General features: G+C 71.9%; 18 protein-coding genes. 5 read left to right on the top strand and 13 right to left on the bottom strand.

All coding sequences use genetic code 11. The features are described from left to right. Positions 1 to 12: 12 nt before the first annotated feature. The 4 genes from VJ976_RS03670 to serS all read right to left on the bottom strand — a co-directional run bounded on the left by VJ976_RS03670 (position 13) and on the right by serS (position 4,093). A complete protein-coding gene (locus tag VJ976_RS03670) occupies positions 13 to 714 on the bottom strand; it encodes a response regulator transcription factor (RefSeq protein WP_324098754.1) in 702 nt (233 codons plus the stop codon). Then, positions 711 to 2,111 (bottom strand): sensor histidine kinase, encoded by a 1,401-nt coding sequence (locus tag VJ976_RS03665; RefSeq protein ID WP_324098753.1) that lies wholly within the window; start codon positions 2,109 to 2,111, stop codon positions 711 to 713. Before VJ976_RS03665 ends, VJ976_RS03670 begins: the two co-directional genes overlap by 4 nt. 95 nt (positions 2,112 to 2,206) lie before the next feature. Then, positions 2,207 to 2,695: a hypothetical protein gene (locus VJ976_RS03660; RefSeq protein ID WP_324098752.1), complete on the bottom strand. Its 489-nt coding sequence runs from the start codon at positions 2,693 to 2,695 to the stop codon at positions 2,207 to 2,209. 126 nt (positions 2,696 to 2,821) lie between these two features. Further along, positions 2,822 to 4,093: a serine--tRNA ligase gene (gene serS, locus VJ976_RS03655; protein ID WP_324098751.1), complete on the bottom strand. Its 1,272-nt coding sequence runs from the start codon at positions 4,091 to 4,093 to the stop codon at positions 2,822 to 2,824. A gap of 96 nt (positions 4,094 to 4,189) precedes the next feature. Here serS and VJ976_RS03650 point away from each other — a divergent pair, with 96 nt between their 5' ends. Together VJ976_RS03650 and VJ976_RS03645 are read left to right on the top strand one after the other, a co-directional pair. Next, positions 4,190 to 4,636 carry a DUF6325 family protein gene (locus tag VJ976_RS03650; protein WP_324098750.1) on the top strand — a complete coding sequence of 149 codons (447 nt, stop codon included), beginning with the start codon at positions 4,190 to 4,192 and terminating at the stop codon, positions 4,634 to 4,636. A gap of 72 nt (positions 4,637 to 4,708) precedes the next feature. Further along, entirely contained in the window at positions 4,709 to 5,935 is a 1,227-nt protein-coding gene (locus VJ976_RS03645) for a diacylglycerol/lipid kinase family protein (RefSeq protein ID WP_324098749.1), read from the top strand. A 2-nt stretch (positions 5,936 to 5,937) separates the two neighbouring features. On the opposite strand, the gene VJ976_RS03640 is transcribed toward VJ976_RS03645, so the two are convergent. After that, positions 5,938 to 6,426 carry a DUF4446 family protein gene (locus VJ976_RS03640; protein WP_324098748.1) on the bottom strand — a complete coding sequence of 163 codons (489 nt, stop codon included), beginning with the start codon at positions 6,424 to 6,426 and terminating at the stop codon, positions 5,938 to 5,940. 61 nt (positions 6,427 to 6,487) lie between these two features. Between VJ976_RS03640 and VJ976_RS03635 the strand changes: the two genes are divergently transcribed. Next, a complete protein-coding gene (locus VJ976_RS03635; protein ID WP_324098747.1) occupies positions 6,488 to 8,458 on the top strand; it encodes a hypothetical protein in 1,971 nt (656 codons plus the stop codon). Here VJ976_RS03635 and VJ976_RS03630 read toward each other — a convergent pair. Then, a complete protein-coding gene (locus VJ976_RS03630) occupies positions 8,433 to 9,317 on the bottom strand; it encodes a DUF5926 family protein (RefSeq protein WP_324098746.1) in 885 nt (294 codons plus the stop codon). The genes VJ976_RS03635 and VJ976_RS03630 overlap by 26 nt on opposite strands. Positions 9,318 to 9,371: 54 nt before the next feature. On the opposite strand from VJ976_RS03630, the gene VJ976_RS03625 reads away from it, so the two are divergent. After that, positions 9,372 to 10,415: an enoyl-CoA hydratase/isomerase family protein gene (locus tag VJ976_RS03625; protein ID WP_324098745.1), complete on the top strand. Its 1,044-nt coding sequence runs from the start codon at positions 9,372 to 9,374 to the stop codon at positions 10,413 to 10,415. Between the two features lie 42 nt (positions 10,416 to 10,457). On the opposite strand, the gene VJ976_RS03620 is transcribed toward VJ976_RS03625, so the two are convergent. From VJ976_RS03620 to VJ976_RS03610, 3 genes are all read right to left on the bottom strand, one after another. Continuing rightward, positions 10,458 to 11,978, bottom strand: a complete 1,521-nt coding sequence (locus VJ976_RS03620; protein WP_324098744.1) for a UDP-N-acetylmuramyl-tripeptide synthetase — start codon at positions 11,976 to 11,978, stop codon at positions 10,458 to 10,460. Next, complete coding sequence (locus tag VJ976_RS03615) at positions 11,965 to 12,525, bottom strand: MarR family winged helix-turn-helix transcriptional regulator (RefSeq protein ID WP_324098743.1); 561 nt, start codon at positions 12,523 to 12,525, stop codon at positions 11,965 to 11,967. Before VJ976_RS03615 ends, VJ976_RS03620 begins: the two co-directional genes overlap by 14 nt. A gap of 97 nt (positions 12,526 to 12,622) precedes the next feature. Next, positions 12,623 to 13,276, bottom strand: coding sequence for a class I SAM-dependent methyltransferase (locus VJ976_RS03610; RefSeq protein ID WP_324098742.1), 654 nt, complete (start codon positions 13,274 to 13,276; stop codon positions 12,623 to 12,625). 73 nt (positions 13,277 to 13,349) lie between these two features. On the opposite strand from VJ976_RS03610, the gene VJ976_RS03605 reads away from it, so the two are divergent. Continuing rightward, on the top strand, positions 13,350 to 13,631 hold the full coding sequence (locus tag VJ976_RS03605) for a DUF7218 family protein (RefSeq protein ID WP_324098741.1): 282 nt from the start codon (positions 13,350 to 13,352) through the stop codon (positions 13,629 to 13,631). Between the two features lie 7 nt (positions 13,632 to 13,638). On the opposite strand, the gene VJ976_RS03600 is transcribed toward VJ976_RS03605, so the two are convergent. From VJ976_RS03600 to VJ976_RS03585, 4 genes are all read right to left on the bottom strand, one after another. After that, on the bottom strand, positions 13,639 to 14,520 hold the full coding sequence (locus VJ976_RS03600; protein ID WP_324098740.1) for a PhzF family phenazine biosynthesis protein: 882 nt from the start codon (positions 14,518 to 14,520) through the stop codon (positions 13,639 to 13,641). Positions 14,521 to 14,556: 36 nt separating this feature from the next. Beyond that, positions 14,557 to 16,527 carry an alpha-amylase family protein gene (locus VJ976_RS03595; RefSeq protein WP_324098739.1) on the bottom strand — a complete coding sequence of 657 codons (1,971 nt, stop codon included), beginning with the start codon at positions 16,525 to 16,527 and terminating at the stop codon, positions 14,557 to 14,559. A gap of 193 nt (positions 16,528 to 16,720) precedes the next feature. Then, complete coding sequence (locus tag VJ976_RS03590) at positions 16,721 to 17,251, bottom strand: GNAT family N-acetyltransferase (protein ID WP_324098738.1); 531 nt, start codon at positions 17,249 to 17,251, stop codon at positions 16,721 to 16,723. A gap of 17 nt (positions 17,252 to 17,268) precedes the next feature. Further along, complete coding sequence (locus tag VJ976_RS03585) at positions 17,269 to 18,141, bottom strand: hypothetical protein (RefSeq protein ID WP_324098737.1); 873 nt, start codon at positions 18,139 to 18,141, stop codon at positions 17,269 to 17,271. Positions 18,142 to 18,174 lie beyond the last annotated feature (33 nt).

Genomic DNA, 18,174 nt, shown 5'->3' with positions numbered 1-18,174 from the left:
TGCGCGCCGAGCTCATCCGTGCGGGGGAACCAGGCCGCTGCGGTAGGCCACGACCACCGCCTGCACGCGGTCGCGCACGCCGAGCTTGGACAGCACGTTCGACACGTGGGTCTTGACCGTGGCCTCCGACAGGTACAGCGTCCTGGCGATCTCGGCGTTCGACTGGCCGCCGGCCAGATGGGCCAGGACCTCCCGCTCCCGGGCGGTCAGGTCACCGACGCGTCTGGCCTCCTCGCTCGGCACCCGCTCTTGCTCCCCGGCCTGCTGGGTGGCGGCCCCGATGACCCGCCGTGTCACCTCGGGAGCCAGCAGCGCGTGGCCGTCACGAACGGTGCGGATGGCCTGCACGAGCTCCTCGGCGTCCGCGTTCTTCAGCAGGAACCCGCTGGCCCCGGCGGCGAGCGCGTCGAAGAGGTAGTCGTCGCGGTCGAAGGTCGTCAGCATGACCACCCGGGGTGGGGCGACACGATCCGCCGCCGCCTGGGAGAGGATCTCCCGGGTGGCTTCGATGCCGTCGAGGACCGGCATCTGGATGTCCATCAGCACCACGTCAGGTCGCCGCTGCCGCACCACCGACAGCCCCTGCGCTCCGTCGGCGGCCGTGCCGACCACCTCGATACCGGGCTCGGTGGACAGGATCATCGAGAATCCCGACCGCAGCAACGGCTGGTCGTCGACCAGCACCACGCTGACCGTCGGGCGCGGCGCGCTCACGTGCGGGCCACCGGCTGCGGGACCACGCCGTCCATGGGAAACCAGGCCCGGACCCGGTAGCCCCCGCCGGGGCGCACCCCCACCTCCAGGCCACCTCCCAGGTGACGCGCTCGTTCTGCCATCCCGAGCTGGCCCAGCCCTGTGCCGCTGGTGCCGCGGCGGGGAGAGCCGGAGTCGACGACCTCCACCTCCAACCGGTTGGCCTCGGGATCCAGTCGCACCACGACGCGCACGGCGCCCGCCGTGGAGTGTCTGCGGACGTTGGCCAGCGCCTCCTGCACGATGCGGTAGGCCGAGAGCTGCACCGGGGCGGCGACGCCGCTCACGGCATGCTGGTCGTCGGGCAGCAGCCGCACGGTGGCTACGCACGCCGGCGTGCTCGCCTGGGCAACCAGGTCGGGCAGGTCGGCCAGGCCCGGCTGCGGTGAGCGGTCCACCCGCTCCTCGAGGCCGGGCCCGGGAAGCTCGCCTGCGGTCCCACCCGCCCCGGGCTCTCGTGGCCCGTCGGCCTCGACCTCCCCGGTGCGCAACGTGCCCAGCAGGTCCCGCATCTGGGCGACCGCGTCCCGCGACGAGCCCTCGATGGCCTGCAGGGCCTCTGCTGCGGACTCATGGTCGGTGTCGAGGACCCGGCGCGCGGCGGTCGCCTGCACGCCCATCACCGAGATGTGATGAGCGACGACATCGTGCAGCTCGCGCGCGATGCGCAGCCGCTCCGCGACGATGGCCTGGTCTCGCAGACGCTGCGTCTGTGCGGAGATGGTGCGGGCCTGGTCCACGACCTCGGCGGTCCGCCGCGCGGCGCGCCACGCGACCTGGCCGAGCAGCACGGCGCCACCGAAGTAGAGCAGGTTGTTCACGATGACCCAGCCGGCCACGCCGACCACCGCGGGCACGGGCCCCTCACCCTCCTCGGCCGCCTCCCCGGTGAGCTCGGAGATACCGGTGCTCAGCGCGAAGAACCAGGTCAGCCATGCGAAGAGCGCGACCGTCAAGCCGATCACCACGTATGCGGCGACCCGCCGGTCCTTGGCCCAGGCCACCCCGGTGTAGATGGCGAAGAAGTAGATGACCTGCATCGGCAGGCTGGAGACCACCGGCGGGACCATTGATCCCACGATGAGCAGGTGGGCGGTGGCCGCAAGTGCCACCGCCACCGGATGCGAACGTCGCCAGACGAGCAGGACGGCGGCGCTGCCCACTGCTGCGTACTGTTCGGCGACCCCGGCCGAGGACTCGGCGAAGGCTCCGACCGAGCGCAACAGCTCGCTGCCCAGGGCCGCCAGCGCGAAGAACGCCGCCGCGATCCACACATCCGCCACGCGCTCCGGACGGGAGGGCCCGGGCCGTTCCCAGTCCTCTTCCACGCCGAGCAGCTGCTCGAGACGCGACAGCACCAGCACTCCTCCAGGTTAGGGGTGGTCCTGCCGCGTGCGACTCCGTCGTTCGGAGGAGTTCGGGGCGGTGACGACCTCCGCCGAACGGTGGCCTCTCACTCTCGCCGACGGCGAAGCCAGTGCACGGTGACCGGGACGATCGCGGCCGCCACCAGCGACCCGGTGAAGAAGGCCCAGAACGCCGCGATGCTCAAGGCCGCGATGGCCACGTCGCGGGCACGCTCCGGCGAGATGCGAGGTCTCAAGCCGCTCCAGGGGACTGAGAGCGCGTCACGCGTACGCCGAAGCGCCGGGCCCGACCTCCACGCGAGGGCACCGAAGGCCCCCTCCGTGGTGCGCCTCGACTGCTTGGCCTGCAGCCGCACCGCGTGCCGCAGGGCCCACGGGCAGACCGGGGCCGCGAGGCCGAGGACGATGACTCCGCAAGCCGCCTGGGTCGGGGAGACCTGCCCGGTCAACGACGCGTTCATCCACCAGCCGGCCGCGAGGACGTAGCACACGACCACGATCGACATCGCGTAGATCGCGAGCTCGGTCACCACGCGGCTGCGGTAGCTGCGCGGCTCGGGCTCCGGCTCGCTCACCCTGTCCAGTGTGCGCGCCCCGGCTGTGAGGCTCCGCCCGGCCCCCGAGGGCGGCCTGCCTGGTCCTGTCGCCTCTTCGCGTCTCTCGAGTCGCGCTGGCGCGACCCGAGCGCCGCGAGTCCGCGCTCAGGCCGGTCGCAGGACGGACTCGCCGACGTGGTCGCGCAGCGCCTCAGGCACCACCACCGACCCGTCGGCCTGCTGGTGGTTCTCCAGGATCGCGACAAGCCAGCGCGTGGTAGCCATGGTGCCGTTGAGGGTGGCTACCGTGCGGGTGCCCGTCCCCCCGGGATCACGCTCCCTCGTGTGCAGGCGGCGCGCCTGGAAGGTCGTGCAGTTCGAGGTCGAGGTGAGCTCGCGGTATCGCCCTTGCGTGGGGATCCAGGCCTCGCAGTCGTACTTGCGCGCTGCTGGTCCGCCAAGGTCGCCGGCAGCGGTGTCGATGATCCGGTAGGGGATCTGCATGCTGTCGAGCATCGACCGCTCCAGCCCGAGCATGCGCTCGTGCTCGGCCTCGGCGTCCTCGAGGCGGCAGTAGGCGAACATCTCCACCTTCTGGAACTCGTGCACCCGAATGATGCCCCGCGTGTCCTTGCCGTGGCTCCCGGCCTCACGACGGAAGCAGGTCGACAGGGCTGTGTACCGCCTGGGCCCGTGGGTGAGGTCGAGGATCTCGTCGGCATGGTAGCCCGCCAGAGCGACCTCGGAGGTTCCGGTGAGGTAGAGGTCGTCGGCCTCCAACCGGTACACCTCGTCGGCGTGCGCGTCCAGGAAGCCGGCTCCGGCCATGATCTCGGGCGTCACCAGGGTCGGCACCTTGAGCTGGGTGAAGCCGGCTTCGCGGGCCCGCTCCAGGGCGAGCAGCAGCAGTGCCGTCTCCAGCCGGGCGCCGACTCCGGCGAGGTAGTAGAAGCGGGCACCGCTGACCTTGGCACCACGGGCCATGTCCACCGCACCGAGCGCACTGGCCAGGTCGAGGTGGTCACGGGGCTCGAAGCCTTCACGGATGAAGTCGCGGGGCGTGCCCACCTGCTCCATCAGCGTGTAGTCGTCCTCGCCACCGGCGGGCACACCATCGACGATGACGTTTCCGATGGTGCGCACCAGCCGGTCCCGCTCCGCTTCGGCGGCCGAGGCCTGACGGTCCAGATCCTTGACCCGCGCCGCGGTCTGCTTGACCTGGCCCAAGAGCGCAGATCTCTCGTCGCCGCTGGCCGCCGCCACCTGCCGACCGATGGACTTCTGCTCGGCACGCAGGCGCTCGTACTCCGAGAGTGAGGCGCGGTGGGTCTCGTCCGCCAGCAGCGCCGCGTCGACGACCGACTCGTCCTCACCCCGGGCGCGCTGCGAGGCGCGCACCCGATCGGGGTCGTCGCGCAACAACCGTAGATCGATCACCCGGCCAGCCTAGGGGGTGTGCGGGCCGGCTCAGCAGGGCCGCATCCGTCGCAGTCGAGCCCGCCGGACCCGCGCTCGTCTTGCTACCGTGCCGTCATGGAGGCATCACACGCTGGACCTGCTCCACTGGACATCCTGGTCATCGGTTTCGAGGGCAACGAGTTCTCCGGCGACATCGCGCCCGAGATCGCGCGCCTGTCCGAGGCGGGCACGGTGCGGGTGGTCGACCTGGTCTTCGTGCGCAAGGAGGCCGACGGCAGTGTCGCGGCCGTGACCGCGGCCGAGCTCGGCCACGACGGACCGTCCGGGCTTCCGGAGCTCGAGGTGCTGCAGCCGGGCGCTCTGGGCATCGAGGACACTGCGGAGATCAGCGACGACCTGCCGGCCCACAGCTCCGCTCTGATCATCGCGTTCGAGAACACCTGGGCCGCGCGCTTCGTGGCGGCGGTTCGTGACTCGCGCGGTGAGGTCCTGCGGTACACGCGGGTGCCGGCGGATCTCGCCGCGACCACGCTGGACCAGTCCGCCGGCGACAGCCCCTAGCCCGACGTCAGACGGTCGGGCCTGGTGGTGCCATGCCGCGCCGCCCTGCACCCCATCCCCTAGCGTGTGGGCATGCCGTCCGATCTCAGCTGGGTCTACCTGACCGTCTCGGCCTTGGTGGTGGTGCTGCTGATCGCCCTCGTCTGGTACTTCGCGCGCACCGAAGCCGAAGCCGTGGAAGCCACAGGTCTGGCCGGCGGGGCGTCGAAGAGCGGCCAGCACCGGGCCGACCGTCGGCGCCAGCACCGGACCGGTCACCGCGGTGAGCAGGAGCGGCCCCGCGCGGCGGTGATCGTCAACCCGACGAAGTTCGAGGACATCGACGAGGTGCGGGCGATGCTGCGCCGGATGTGCGCGACCGAAGGGTGGGCCGACCCGCTGTGGCTGCAGACCACGGTCGAGGATCCGGGTGGCGGTCAGGCCCGGCAGGCGCTCGAGGCGGGGGTCGATGTCGTGTGCCCGCTGGGTGGGGACGGCACCGTGCGTGCGGTCGCCTCGGCGCTGGTCGAGACAGGGGTGCCGATCGGACTGCTGCCCGGGGGCACCGGGAACCTCCTGGCTCGCAACCTCGAGCTGCCCGTGGACTCGCTGCGCCGCTCGATGGCGGTGGTCCTGTCCGGCCGCGACGCCCCTATCGACACGTGCACGGTGACCCTGACCCGTCCGGACAGCCAGGATCTCGAGGAGCGCCGGGAGGACCCGGGGGACCGAGCCCGCAACGTGGACTTCGCCGACGCCACGGACACTCCTCCCGAAGTGCCGAGCGAGCAACGGTACGTGTTCCTGGTCATGGCCGGGCTGGGCTTCGACGCCGAGGTGATGGCCACCGCCCCGGAGGACCTCAAGGCGCAGATCGGCTGGGGGGCCTACGTCCTGGCGGGCGCACAGCACCTGCAGGGCCCCCAGTTCGATGTCGACGTTCGCCTCGCCGAGGGACACCACGAACACCGCCGCGTGCGGTCGGTGATCTGTGGCAACGTCGGGAAGCTGCAAGGGGGCTTCGAGCTGTTGCCCGAGGCCCGCTCGGACGACGGGCTCGTCACCGCGCTGCTGCTCTACCCCCGAGGGCTGTTCGGGTGGGCCTCCATCGCTCGGCGCCTGGTCACCAAACGCGACTTCCCCGGGCCGCAGCCCCGGCTGAAGCACCTGTCCTCCCGTCGCATCCGGGTGCGCTCCTCGAAGCCGGTGGAGGTCCAGGTCGACGGAGACCCCGTGGGCAGCGCGGTCACCATGGACGTGCAGGCCAACCCGGGAAGCCTCGTCGTGCGGCTCCCCCAGGAGCAGAGCGGGCAGCGCTAGGGCTACTCGGCCCGCCCCGACCGGGCGGCGTCGAGCGCGTGACGCTCCTCGGGGCTCAAGGTGACGTCGCTTCGCCCGTCCACGACGCCCTTGGCGTAGGTCCGGCTCTCGCTGCGGGCGTGGATCGAGCTGAAGACCATCCCGTCACCCCGGTCGTCCACGATGGCCGCACTGAAGGACATTCGCCCGCCCATGTCGCCGAACGCGTCGTAGCGCACCACGGCGACGTGCTGCAGGCTCTGCTCCAGCCCGCTCCGCACCGTGGACAGAGTCTCCTCGAGCGTCGAGACTCGGGCGCGCTCGGCCGCGAGCGCCTCGCTCAGACCGAGCAGCGCCGCGGACGCATCTGCGTCGTCGCCGAGGAGGACCGCGCGCTGCCTGCGCTGCATGGCCCTGACGCTCCGGTGGACCCGCAACGTCAGGGCGAGCGCGACGAGCGCCAGCACGGCCGCGACCACGGCGACCAGGCCCCAGACTCCAGGTGAGCTCACGTCTGGAGCCTATGCCGTGTGCTCCGTGGTGATCCGCGCCGCGCCCTCTAGGGTGTGCCGGATGAGGCTGGACCGGGCGGGCATCCTGGCCAACGCACTGCTTTTCCTCACGCTGGGCGTCGTGGCGTTGACCTCTTGGGCCACCCCGAAGGAGACCGCCGGTGCCCCGGTAGCGGGCGGCCTGGACGGGCGCGGCGTCCAACGCATGGTGATCGTCGGGGTGCCGGGCTGGTCTTGGGCCGACGTCGACGAGTCCACCCCGACTCTGCGGAGGCTGGCGGACACCGCAGTGTCGGGATCGACGGTCGACCGGGGTGGGACGACCGTCGACGGCGCCGACCCCGCCGGCGGGTCCTTCCTGAGCCAGATGAGAGTGCTCCGCCGCACTCTGGAGTCCCAAGGCTCCTGCGTGACCGAGGTTGCCCGCCCTGCTCGGGCTGCCGCGTCGGTCCGCGGTGACCCGTGCCCGGTCCACCTGGTCCGCGCGCAAGGCCTGGATGTGGCCGGGCTCGAGCAGGGCGCCGCCCGCCTCGCCGGCTCTCTGCCCGAGGGAACCCTGCTGGTCCTGACCGGATACTCCCGCGCAGGCGAGATGGCTCAGGTTCACCCGGTCCTGGTCACGCAGGGGGGTCGGGCCTCGACGGAGGCGACCGGCGCGGGAACGTTCGTGCGGTCGGCCTCGACACGGCAGCCGGGTCTGGTGCGGCCGGCCGACCTGGTCGCTACCGCCGTGGCCATAACCGGGGCCGCCGCACCGACGAGCCTGGGCGGAGCCGAGATGACGCAGGTCTCCAGCGACGGTGCCGACCCCTCCGAGATGAACCGGGACCTGGCCATGGCCCTCACCCTGGTCCCGCGCGTCACCACCGGCTACCTGGTCGCCCTGGGCTCGGTGTTCGGGATCGCGCTCCTCGGGTTAGCCGCGTGGGCGCGCTGGCCCGGCCGGCCCTCCGCTGCCGCGAGCAGCCGGGCGCTGGTCTCGCTGGCCGGGTCGGCGCTGGCCGCTCTGGGCGTCGCCGGCTATGCCGCCGCGTGGCTGCCGTGGTGGCGGGTGGGTACGGACCCCACGACCGACCCGCGGACCGTCGGGCTCGGCCTCCCGCTCCTGGCCCTCCTGGTGGCCACCGTGCTGGCCGGGGCGGTGGTGCTGGCGGCGGCATGGGCGCCCTGGGTCTGGTGGGTCCGGCATCGGCTGGCACCCGTCGGAGTGGTGACGTCGCTCACCGTGCTGGTCATCGGGGTGGACGTGATGCGTGGCGCCAGCTTGGGCCTGGTCTCCGCCTTCGGCCTGAGGCCCTTGGCGACAGGACGCTTCTACGGCCTCAGTACGCTGACCTTCGGCTTCCTCGCCTCAGCCGCGATCCTGCTCAGCGCCTGCCTGGCCTCCCTGCTCATCCGTCGAGGACGGCCACGCGGGCTGCCGGTGATCGCCGCCGTCCTCATCGGTCTTGCGGCCACCTTCGTCGTGGCGGCGCCGGACGCCGGCGCCGACGTGGGTGGGGCCCCCGCCCTGCTGGTCGCCACGTTCCTGCTCGCCACCGCGACAGCGGGACGCCGCGTCGCTGCCTCGTCGGTGTTCTTGTCGCTGCTCGTCGTGGGCGCGGTGGTGGGCGTGGTCATGGTGGCGGACTGGATGCGCCCGGCAGGCGAGCGCACGACCCTCGGCCGCATGGTGCAGCAGGCGCTGGACGGCAAGGCTTGGGACGGGTTCATGGACCGGGTCAGCGCCGCCGTGGAGGTCATGACGCAGGGCCCGGCGCCCTGGGTGGTGCTGCTGGGCCTGGCACTGTGGTCGTACGCAGTGCTGGCTCGGCGCTCCGCACTGCACCACGCCCTGAAGGCCCTGTGGGACTACCCCGTGATGCACGCGTGCGCGTCGGCGCTGGTTGCCGCCTGGGTGCTCGGCGGCCTGGCGAACCGCCCCGGGGTACCGCTGGTCGCCGCCGGGCTCACGCTCGCGGCCGGGGCGGTACTGTGCGTCACCGCCAGGGGCCGCACGGCACGGGTCAGCGCAGCGTCACCTGCCGGCTGACCAGGCCGTCCCGGGCTCGTCGCTCCTGCGGAGTCAAGGTGTCGGAGACCGCGAGCGCATCGGCATAACGGCCGGCCATCGCCACCAGTGACACCGTGTGCTCCTCGGGGCGAGCAGCCGGGTCCACCTCGAAGACGGGGACGAGCAGCCCGGCCGCCCGGAACGCCCCCAGCAGCGTGGTTCCGCTTCCGAGCGTGTGCTCGTCGGCGGCCTGCAGCCGGGCCAGGGCCATGGTGGCCTCGTCCTCGTCCTGAGCCAGCACCCAGCGGATGTAGGCACGTTCGCCCATCTGACACCAGTAGGCCGAGGGCAGCTCCTCGAGCTTGACCGTCGGCACGGCGGTCTCGTGAGCCTGCTCCAGAGCGCGGGCCGCGTCGTCCTTCCCCTCCTCCCCACCGGCCCAGAACGAGAAGTCCTCGTGGACACGCACGCTCAGTGGCTGGTCCGCCAGCAGGTCCTGCAGCCGGGGACTACCCAGGGTGGCCGGGCGCACGCTGGGCAACGGTGAGCCGGGCTCGAGGTTGCTCGCGGCGACCAGGGCCTGAGCCAGGTCCCGGCTGGCGTCGCCACTGGAGGTGCGCGACTGCAGCGCGACGAGCAGCTCCCCGTCCGCGCGGTGCAGAGCCGGCATCCCGCCCGGAAGCACGGTGGCCACGGTCACCTCTCGGGGGCCCGCACCGGGCAGGGCGGCGGTGACGACGGCCGTCGCGCTGGGCACGATCTCGCGCATCGCCACCCACTCGGTCTCGTCGGCCAGCCCCTCGAAGGGTCGCGCAACGTGTGGGGCGGGTCCGCGGCCCGGCTCGGCCCGAGGTCCGGGGCTGCGATGCTCGCGCTTGCGTCGGGATGCCTTGCCCATGGCGCCGCAGTCTACGTCCGGACCTCGCGGCACCCGTCCCGCTAGCCTCGCGTCATGAGCCCTTCGGTCGAGCCCACCCTGCGGTCCTGGACCTCCGATGGCCTGGGGGTCATCATGCTGAACCGCCCACGGGCCCTCAACGCCCTGGACCAGGACATGATCCGCAGCCTGCATCGGTCGCTGGAGGAGTGGGCCGAGCAGGACTCGGTGAAGGCGGTCTGGCTCTGCGGCGCCGGCGACAAGGGGCTCTGCGCGGGAGGGGACATCCGAGCGGTGCGGGAGGCCGTGTGCGCCGGTGACCCCGACTCAGCGCTGCAGTTCTTCGGCGAGGAGTATGCCCTCAACGCGCTGGTCGCGAGCTACCCGAAGCCGTACGTGGCGTGGATGGACGGGGTGGTGATGGGCGGCGGGCTCGGCATCTCGGGACACGGCTCGCACCGGCTGGTCACCGAGGCCACCCGGGTGGCGATGCCGGAGACCATCATCGGGTTCTTTCCGGACGTCGGGGTCCGGTGGCTGCTGGCTCGCGCACCGGGCGAGCTGGGCACGCACCTGGCGCTCACCGGCGTCACGATCGACGGCGCGGACGCGGTCGCCGTCGGGCTCGCCGACGCGCTGGTCTCCTCGGCCGACCGCGACGAGGTGTTCGCGGACCTCCGGCGTCAGGCACGCGAGGCCGACGCTCACCCGTTCTCCTGGTGCGTGCCCGGCCCGGAGCACGCGGTGTCCGGTCAGCAGTCAGGCCTGGCCGCGCAACGAACCTGGGTCGACGAGTGCTACGCCGGGCGGGATGCGCCCACGATCCTGCAGCGGCTGCGCGGGCACGGCGACCCGGCTGCCGCCGAGGCGGCGCACCAGATCGAGACCCGTTCGCCGTACTCGGTCGCGGTGACGCTCGAGGCAGTGCGACGCGCCCGCACGATGAGCCTGGAGCAGGTGCTCGCCCAGGACCTGACCCTCGCCGCCAGGATCATCGCCCACCCGGACTTCGCCGAAGGGGTGCGCGCCCAGCTGGTCGACAAGGACCGAGCGCCGCAATGGTCGCACGGTCAGGTCAGCGAGGTCAGCGCGGAGGAGGTCCACGCCGCGTTCGAGTGAGGCCAGGGGCGCTCCGCGGCGAGGAAGTCGCCGCGACGAGACTCAGCCGGAGTGGGCTGCCGCCGCGGGGTGACACGCCGTCAGAGCCGCCTCGGCCTCAGCCATCTCGTTCCAGGGGATGGTCTCGGTGTCCCGCTCCAGCGTCTCCTCGGGGCCTTTGCCGGCAAGCAGCACCGTGTCGTGTTCACCGGCACCCGAGACCGCATACCGGATCGCCTCCCTCCGGTCGGGCACGCAGACCACGTTGTCCCGGCCCGCGTCGCGCGCGCCCCGCTTCATCTCGCCCAGGATGTCCCACAGCGGGGTGTCCCGGTGGTCCTCCTCGGTGAGGACCACATGGTCGGCGTAGGCCGAGGCCACCTCACCCAACGGCGCTCGCTTGCCCGGGTCCCGAGGCCCGCCGGCGGAGCCGAGGACCACCCAGAGCCGGCCCTGTGTGGTGACCCGCACTGTCTGCAGCGCCTTGCCCAGGCTCGGTGGAGTGTGGGCGAAGTCGACGATGACCCGCGGCTGCCCCGGCTGGCGGGTCGTCATCTGCATTCGGCCCGCGACGCCGGGGAAGCGGGACAGCGCCGCCAAGAGGCTGTCGATCGGTGCACCTGCGCGGGTGCCCGCGGCCAGCGCGGCGACCGCGTTCGCCACGTTGAACCGCCCGATCATGGGCAGCAGGGCAGGATGGTCGCCATCCGGGCTGTGCACGGTGAAGCGGAGGTCCCGCGGGCCCTCCACGACATCGGTGACCCACCATCCAGGTTCGATCCCGGCGATCACCTCCTCCCCCTCCTCGGCGGCGTAGAAGACCGGTGAGGAGGCCAGCGGGACGAGCTGAGGGGTCCAGGGGTCCTGCGCGTTGAGCACGGATGCGCGCGCGCGGGAGACCAGGAGTGACTTGTGCTCGAAGTAGCCCTGCATGGTCCCGTGGAAGTCGAGATGCTCGGCGGTCAGGTTGGTCCACACGGCGACGTCGAAGTCGACACCGCGAACACGGTCCAAGGCCAACGCGTGGCTGGAGGTCTCCACCACGACGATCTCGACGCCGTCGGCGCGCATGTCAGCCAGGATCTGCTGCACCTGTGGCGCCTCGGGGGTGGTGAAGTGCGTCGGCGGCTGCCGCAGCACTCCATCGCTGAGCTCGTAGCCGATGGTCGACAGCAAGCCGACCGATCGTCCGGCCCCCCGCAGGAGGTGACGCGTCAGGCAGGACACGGTCGTCTTCCCGTCCGTCCCCGTGACGCCGAGGACCGTCATCGAGCGACTGGGGTGTCCGGCCAGGGCGGCGGCCGCGTCGGCCAGGGCGGCGCGGGCGCACGGCACCTGCACGTAGGGCACCGGGCACGGCGTCCGTGCCGGCAGTCCTTCACCCAGGACGGCCACGGCCCCGCGCTCGACCGCGTCCGCGATGAAGTCGTGCCCGTCGAAACGGGCTCCCGCGACGGCGACGAAGACCTCCCCCGGCCGGACCCAGTCCGCCTGGTGGGTCACGTAGGTGACCTCGGGGTCGTCTGGAGCTGCGGCGGAGGTCGTCGCAGCCTCCAGCTCGGCGGTCAGTTCACCCAGTCGCATGGTGGCCCAGCGTAGGCGGACGGGCGGCCAGACCCGAGTCCCCGTCCTCTGCCGGGTTGTGCTCGCGCGCACGCATCACCGCGCGGGTGAACTCGGTCAGCATCCGGTCCACCACCTCGAGCTCGTCCTCGGTGTAGTGGCTCATCACCTCGACGAGCTCGTCGTTCATCGGTCGGAACATGGTGCGGCTGACGTCTTCGGCCTGGCGGCTGACGTCGAGCTTGACTCGTCGGCGATCCGTGGGGTCGGGGTGCCGCTCGAGGTGACCGACGCGCTCCAAGCGGTCCACCAGCGCGGTCACGGCCGCGGCCGACATGCTCATGCTCCGAGCCACCTGGGAGGGCGTCATCGAGGTTCCCCGGGCGGCGGCCTGCGACATGAGGTTCATCGCCATGAGGTCGCTGCGGTGCAGCCCGAGATCGTGCCCGACACCGTCGGCGTACATCTGCATGGCGCTCACCACCGCGCGCAACGAGCTGAGCACCTGCCGCGAGGACGCGACGCCAGCGGAGCCGTCGTCGTGAGGAACGTGCGTCGTGTCAGTCACGTGGGGCCTTGCTGTCTCGTCGTGCCGCATGGAACTTCTGACGCCAGATTAGCGAAGCGCGGGAGGGCGGCGGGAGTCGGTCCGCTGTGACGGTGGCCTACCCTGCGCCCCACCAGCGTCCGGCCCGGCCCTGCGGCGGTGTCCGCTGCAGAAGAGCCACGGTGTCCAGCGCCGCGCGGATCTCGTCCGGCACCTCGCGTTTCCAGATGTCTGCGACGACAGCATGCGCCGGCAGGTCGTCCACGATGGCCAGGATCTCGCTCGGGTCGTAGAGCAGGTCCCGCCGCTGCGGGCCGCCGACGCCGAGGGTCAGGTTCATCCCGGCGTGGCCGACGATGAGCGTGTGCCCGCCGGGACGGGTCCGGGCGACGGCGCCTCGCAGAGCCTTCGCCCACCCGACCGGGGGCAGGTGCAGGTAGCAGAGCAGCACCAGGTCGTAGGCGTCGCGCTCCGAGCGCATGATCCACCCCGTGGCGTCGGCGACCTCCCAGCTCAGCCGCCGTTGCTGCTCCGGCGAGAGGCTCTCTGCTCGCTCGCGGAGGCGGGAGAGCGCGACCGGCGAGAAGTCGGTGGCCCGCACCGTCCATCCCTGCTCCACCAACCACAGCGAGTTCCGGCCCTCCCCTGCGGCGATGTCGAGCGCGGAGCCGGGCTCCATCTCCGAGACGATCTGCTCGACCCAGCGGTTGGGTGCTCGCGACCACAGGGCGTCGCTGGCGGCATACCTCTCATCCCAGGCGGCGGAGTCCATAGGTACGACCGTCTCACAGCCTCCTGAAGGCGCCAGCGGGCGCGTGGGCCGACATCCTTGGCACACTGGGACCATGGCTGGGAACGACGAGAGGGGCCAGGAGCCCTCGATCAAGGACCGTGAGGTCTACGACGCGGTGCGCGAGGACGGCGCGAGCAAGGCCAAGGCGGCCGCGATCGCGAACGCCTCGGCTCGTGACTCGCGCGAGCAGGTCGGCAAGCGGGGCGGCAAGGCCGGGTCCTACGAAGACTGGACCGTGCAGGAGCTGCGCCGCCGGGCTGCCGAGCTGAACGTCCGGGGCCGGTCGCGGATGAACAAGGGCGACCTCATCGAGGCGCTGCGCGACGGCACCTGAACCCAGCTCAGGTGAGGTCCACGGCTCCGGCGACGCGCAGGACCGTCTCCCCACCGACCCACACGACATCCCGGCCCTGACCAGGGTCCCGGTCGAGCTCGACGCTCACCCGGCCCGCTCGCCCGACGACGCTTCCTTGAGCCGCGACGTAGCGGTCGGGCGCCCGTCCCGAAGCGGTGAGCCACTGAGCCAGCCCGGCCTGGAGGCTTCCAGTGACCGGGTCCTCGTCCACTCCCGCCCCGGGGCAGAACGCACGCACCTCGTAGTCGGCCTCGGCCTCCGGGCCGTGCGGGCCGATGACACCGACCTCGACCTCACCGATGGCCTCGATCGCCCCGAAGTCGGGACGCAACGCGAGGACGGTGGCGGCATCGCGGAGCAGGAGTCCCAGCCACCGCGGCCCGTTCACCAGCCACGAGGAGTCCACGACCGCGGACGGCTCGACCCGCAGGGCTGCGGTCACCGCGCGGCGCAGCGCGTTCTCGGGTGGCCCACTGCGTAGAAGGGCGGGCGCGGCGAAGGCCAGGGCCCCCTCGCGACGGCGGACCCGCACCAGGCCGGCGCCGCACTGTTGCACCACCACGCCTGCCGTCCTCGGGACACCCCCGGTGGCGAGCCACGCTCGGGCACTGCCCAGCGTGGGGTGCCCGGCGAACGGCAGCTCGTGGGCGGGGGTGAAGATACGCAGCCGGTAGTCGGCGCCGGGATCGGTGGGCGGCAGCAGGAACGTCGTCTCCGACAGGTTCGTCCACCGGGCGAACGCCTGCATGAGTCCGGCATCGATCTCGGCACCGTCGTCGTCCAACGCGTCGTGGACCACCGCGACCGGGTTGCCCCGCAGCCGCTCTCCGCAGAAGACGTCCACTTGGGAGAACAGGTGCTTGGGCATACGGACAGGCTAGTCCGGCGGTCGGCGCTCCGAATGTCAGCGAGCGGTCAGCCAGGCCGCCTGGTAGGCGGTGAGGAGGATGTCCTCGTGCTCGGTGACCACCGGCGATCCCCCACCGAGATGGTCGGTCACCTGGTACGGGTCCAGCCCCTGCTCGCGCAGCCACCAGCCGGGCACGTAGCGCTCGTACTCGGTCATGTTGTACAGACCGACCAGGGGGCCGACCGGATGTCGTCGTGTCACGCCCAGCACACCCGGGGCGGACGTCGGCAGAGGCCGCGCCCGCACCGCGGCGTGGAAATGGACCAGCCCGGAGCGGATCCGGATCATCGAGCGCAGCCCGTCGAAGACCCGCGCCGCCGCTGAGGTGGGCGCGCCATCCAGCGAGGCGACCACGTCCCAGTCCAGCGCCGGCCGGTGGGCCCAGCGGTTGTCGTCGGCGTGCTGAGGCACCCGCTGCCAGTCCGAGTCGTTGAGCGTCGCGATCTCGTCCCCGGACCAGATCACCGGGATGCCGCCCCAACCCAGGATGAGCGCATAGCCGACGAGGACTCGTCCGACCGCGTCGCTGAGCCGCACGGACTCCCCGGACTGCGCTGCCGCGCCCACACCCGCCAGACTGGCCGCCGAGCCGCTGATCCGCCGGTCGCCGGTGTCGGGGTTGTGCTGGAAGACCAGACCGTCGGCGAAGGAACCCTCGAACTCACCGGCGTAGAACTCGGACAGGAAGCTGCGGTGCTCGAAACCGTTGAGCTGCACCGCTGCCGCGTCCCGGTCGTCGATCGCCCAGCCGATGTCGTCGTGACACCGCAGGTAGGTGATCCACGCCGTCGAGCTCGGGATCGCCGGGATGCGGGACAGGGCATGCGCGGCCAGGGCCACGTCCCGGCTGGCCAGCATCGACCAGATGTGCACCATGAGCCCGTTGTGGTAGGCCAGGTCGCTGACCTTTCCGTGGCGCACCCCACGACCGAGGTAGGAGACCAGGTCGTCCGGGCCCACGATGGCCTCGGCCTTGAAGGCGAGCGCGGGGGCCGCGATGCGGGCCACGGCGCGCAGGGCCTGGGTGAGGGCGTGCACCTCCGGCTGGTTCTGACAGTTGGTGCCCTGGCGTTTCCAGGTGAACGCGATGGCGTCCAGGCGCAGGATCTCCACGCCGAGGTTCGCCAGGTAGAGGATCACGTCGGCCATCTCGCAGAACACGTCCGGGTTGGCCCAGTTCAGGTCCCACTGCCAGGCGTTGAAGGTCGTCCAGACCCAGCCCGACAGCTCCTCGTCGTAGGTGAAGTTGCCCGGCGCGAACGTCGGGAAGACCTCCGGCAGGGTCTCCTCGTAGGCATCGGGCTCGCGACGGTCGGCGAAGACGTGGAAGTAGTCCCGGTAGTGCGAGTCCCCCGCTCGGGCGGCGCTGGCCCACGGGTGCTCGCGGGCCACGTGGTTCAGCACCAGGTCCAGGCACAGGCTGACCCCGTTGTCGCGCAGCACGGTGGCCAGGTCCCCCAGGTCCTCGGCGGTACCCAGGTCCGGCCGGACCGTACGGTAGTCGGCGACCGCGTACCCTCCGTCGTTGGGCGCGGGCCGGGGCAGCAACAGCGGCATCAGATGCAGGTAGGTGACACCCAGGTGACGCAGGTGCCCCACCCGCTGGGCGACTCCGGCCAGCCCGGTCCCCGGCTCGGCGAACCGTTCAGCGTAGGCGGCGTAGCCGGTCATCGAGGGCCGCTGCAGCCAGTCCGGCTCCAACGTCCGTCGCTCGTCCAGCAGGTGCAGGTCCTCGGAGCGCCCGGCGAAGGCGGTGGCGGCGAGCACCAGGGCCCGCCCGGCCACCTGACGCGCGTCGGGGTAGAGGTCGAGCGGCTCGAGAAGCTCGGGCCACCAGCGCTGCACGCGAAGCCAGAAGGTCCGTCGGCGGTGCGCCGGAAGGTCGGCCAGCACCTCGCGCACCGTCTCGACCGCCTGACCGGGCACCTCCGGGGGATGCAGGTCGTGCTCTCCGAGCGCCGTCACGCAGGGTAGTCCATCACACCCCGGCGTTCTTCTCGCCCCGATACCCTCGCCAGCCCTGGGTCGGAGCCAGGGTCAGGTACGTAGCCCCGCTGCGGCCCGGAGACCGGACCGGAGTGACGGCGACATCCTCACCGGTGGCGCCCCACATGCGCACCCGGCTGGACCTGGCGCATGCACGGTCCGGCGGCTCACATCATGCAGAGCCTGCGCCGACGTCCCCGCCGAGGTCGCACTGCACCCAGGCCACGTCGCACCACCGGCCGAACTTGTACCCCACCCGGTTGAACACGCCGACCCGCTGGAAGCCCAGAGTCTCGTGCAGCCGCTCGCTGGCGGCGTTGGGCAGCGTGGCCCCGGCCACGGCGGTGCGGTAGCCCATCGCGGTGAGCCGCTCGAGCAGGGCCCCGTACAACGTGAGACCGAGCCCCTTCCCTCGTTCCGCACGGTCGAGGTAGACGCTGGTCTCGCAGGAGAACCGGTAGGCGACCCGGGGCCGGTAGGGGCCGGCGTAGGTGTATCCGACGACGCGGCCCGAGAGCTCGGCCACCAGCCAGGCGTGCTGGCGCTGGGCGGTGCGGATGCGGGTGGTGAAGTCGGTGGCCTCCGGTTCGACCTCCTCGAACGTGACGACGGTCTCGCGCACGTACGGAGCGTAGATCTGCGCGCACGCCGCGGCGTCGGACACCGGGTCGGCGTCGCGGACGATCGGGGACGGACCAGCCATGTGCGGCATTCTCCCGCTCATCCCCGTTTGCTGTAGCCGGCGTCCAGCTTCCAGGTGAACACGTGCGAGCCGGAGGGGCGCAGCCAGAGCAGGTCGACACCGGTGTTGAAGGCGTTGGGTGGGCACGTCATCGGTTCCACGGCCACACCGGCCCGTCCCAGTCGGTCTCCGGTGTAGATCTGCATCCACCTGCTGTTGGCGGACAGTCGCGACCACAGCCCCGCCCGTCGATCATGCAGCCGCACGCTCCAGTGCTGGTCCATGCCCGTGAAGGCGTGGTCCACCCGACTCCGGTCCAGGAGCACCGGCGTGCCCTCGGCCCTCACGAGCGAGGCCACGTCGAGCTCGTCCTCGACCGCGCCCAGGCGCACCCGTGCCCCGGCCGGCAGCTCGAGATGGCAGCGGTCCGGGGGCGCCGGTCCGCACCGCAGGTAGGGATGGGCGCCGATACCGTACGGCGTACTGCGGTCACCCTGGTTGATCACAGATGCGGAGGCGTGCAGGCCCCGGTCGTTCAGCGTGTAGCTGACCAGCAGACGCATCGTGAAGGGGTAGCCCGGCTGGGGGAGGATGCGGGTGACCAGCCGCGCCTGGGAAGGGGAGTGCGCGATGACCGTGAACTCCTGCCAGCACACCAGGCCGTGCAGCGCGTGGCCGGTCTCGGGTTCGGTCACGGCCAGTCGCTCACGTCTGCCGTAGACGCGATAGCTGGCACCGTGGATGCGGTTCGGCCACGGTGCCAGCGTCTTGCCCTGAAAGCCGGTCGCAACCTCACCGTCCGGAACGGGCAGCACGATATCGGCGCCGTCGTAGGTGAGCGCGGCCAACGCGGCGCCGCTCGGTGAGACGCGGGCGGTGTACCGGCCGTGGTTCAGCTGCAGGTACGACACGTCACCCACCCCGTCGCCTCGGCCTTCACCGCT

The sequence above is a fragment of the Ornithinimicrobium sp. genome (genome assembly GCF_035267225.1).
Classification (GTDB): Bacteria; Actinomycetota; Actinomycetes; order Actinomycetales; family Dermatophilaceae; genus Ornithinicoccus.
The sequence above is the reverse complement of the archived record's forward strand: the minus strand, read 5'-3'. Positions and strand labels throughout refer to the sequence as shown.

Bases quoted from the DNA above. Each gene is read 5' to 3' on its own strand.
- VJ976_RS03650 (WP_324098750.1), top strand. From the start codon at position 4,190: ATGGAGGCATCACACGCTGGACCTGCTCCACTGGACATCCTGGTCATC.
- VJ976_RS03645 (WP_324098749.1), top strand. From the start codon at position 4,709: ATGCCGTCCGATCTCAGCTGGGTCTACCTGACCGTCTCGGCCTTGGTG.
- VJ976_RS03635 (WP_324098747.1), top strand. From the start codon at position 6,488: ATGAGGCTGGACCGGGCGGGCATCCTGGCCAACGCACTGCTTTTCCTC.
- VJ976_RS03630 (WP_324098746.1), bottom strand. From the start codon at position 9,317: ATGGGCAAGGCATCCCGACGCAAGCGCGAGCATCGCAGCCCCGGACCT.
- VJ976_RS03625 (WP_324098745.1), top strand. From the start codon at position 9,372: ATGAGCCCTTCGGTCGAGCCCACCCTGCGGTCCTGGACCTCCGATGGC.
- VJ976_RS03620 (WP_324098744.1), bottom strand. From the start codon at position 11,978: ATGCGACTGGGTGAACTGACCGCCGAGCTGGAGGCTGCGACGACCTCC.
- VJ976_RS03610 (WP_324098742.1), bottom strand. From the start codon at position 13,276: ATGGACTCCGCCGCCTGGGATGAGAGGTATGCCGCCAGCGACGCCCTG.
- VJ976_RS03605 (WP_324098741.1), top strand. From the start codon at position 13,350: ATGGCTGGGAACGACGAGAGGGGCCAGGAGCCCTCGATCAAGGACCGT.
- VJ976_RS03600 (WP_324098740.1), bottom strand. From the start codon at position 14,520: ATGCCCAAGCACCTGTTCTCCCAAGTGGACGTCTTCTGCGGAGAGCGG.
- VJ976_RS03590 (WP_324098738.1), bottom strand. From the start codon at position 17,251: ATGGCTGGTCCGTCCCCGATCGTCCGCGACGCCGACCCGGTGTCCGAC.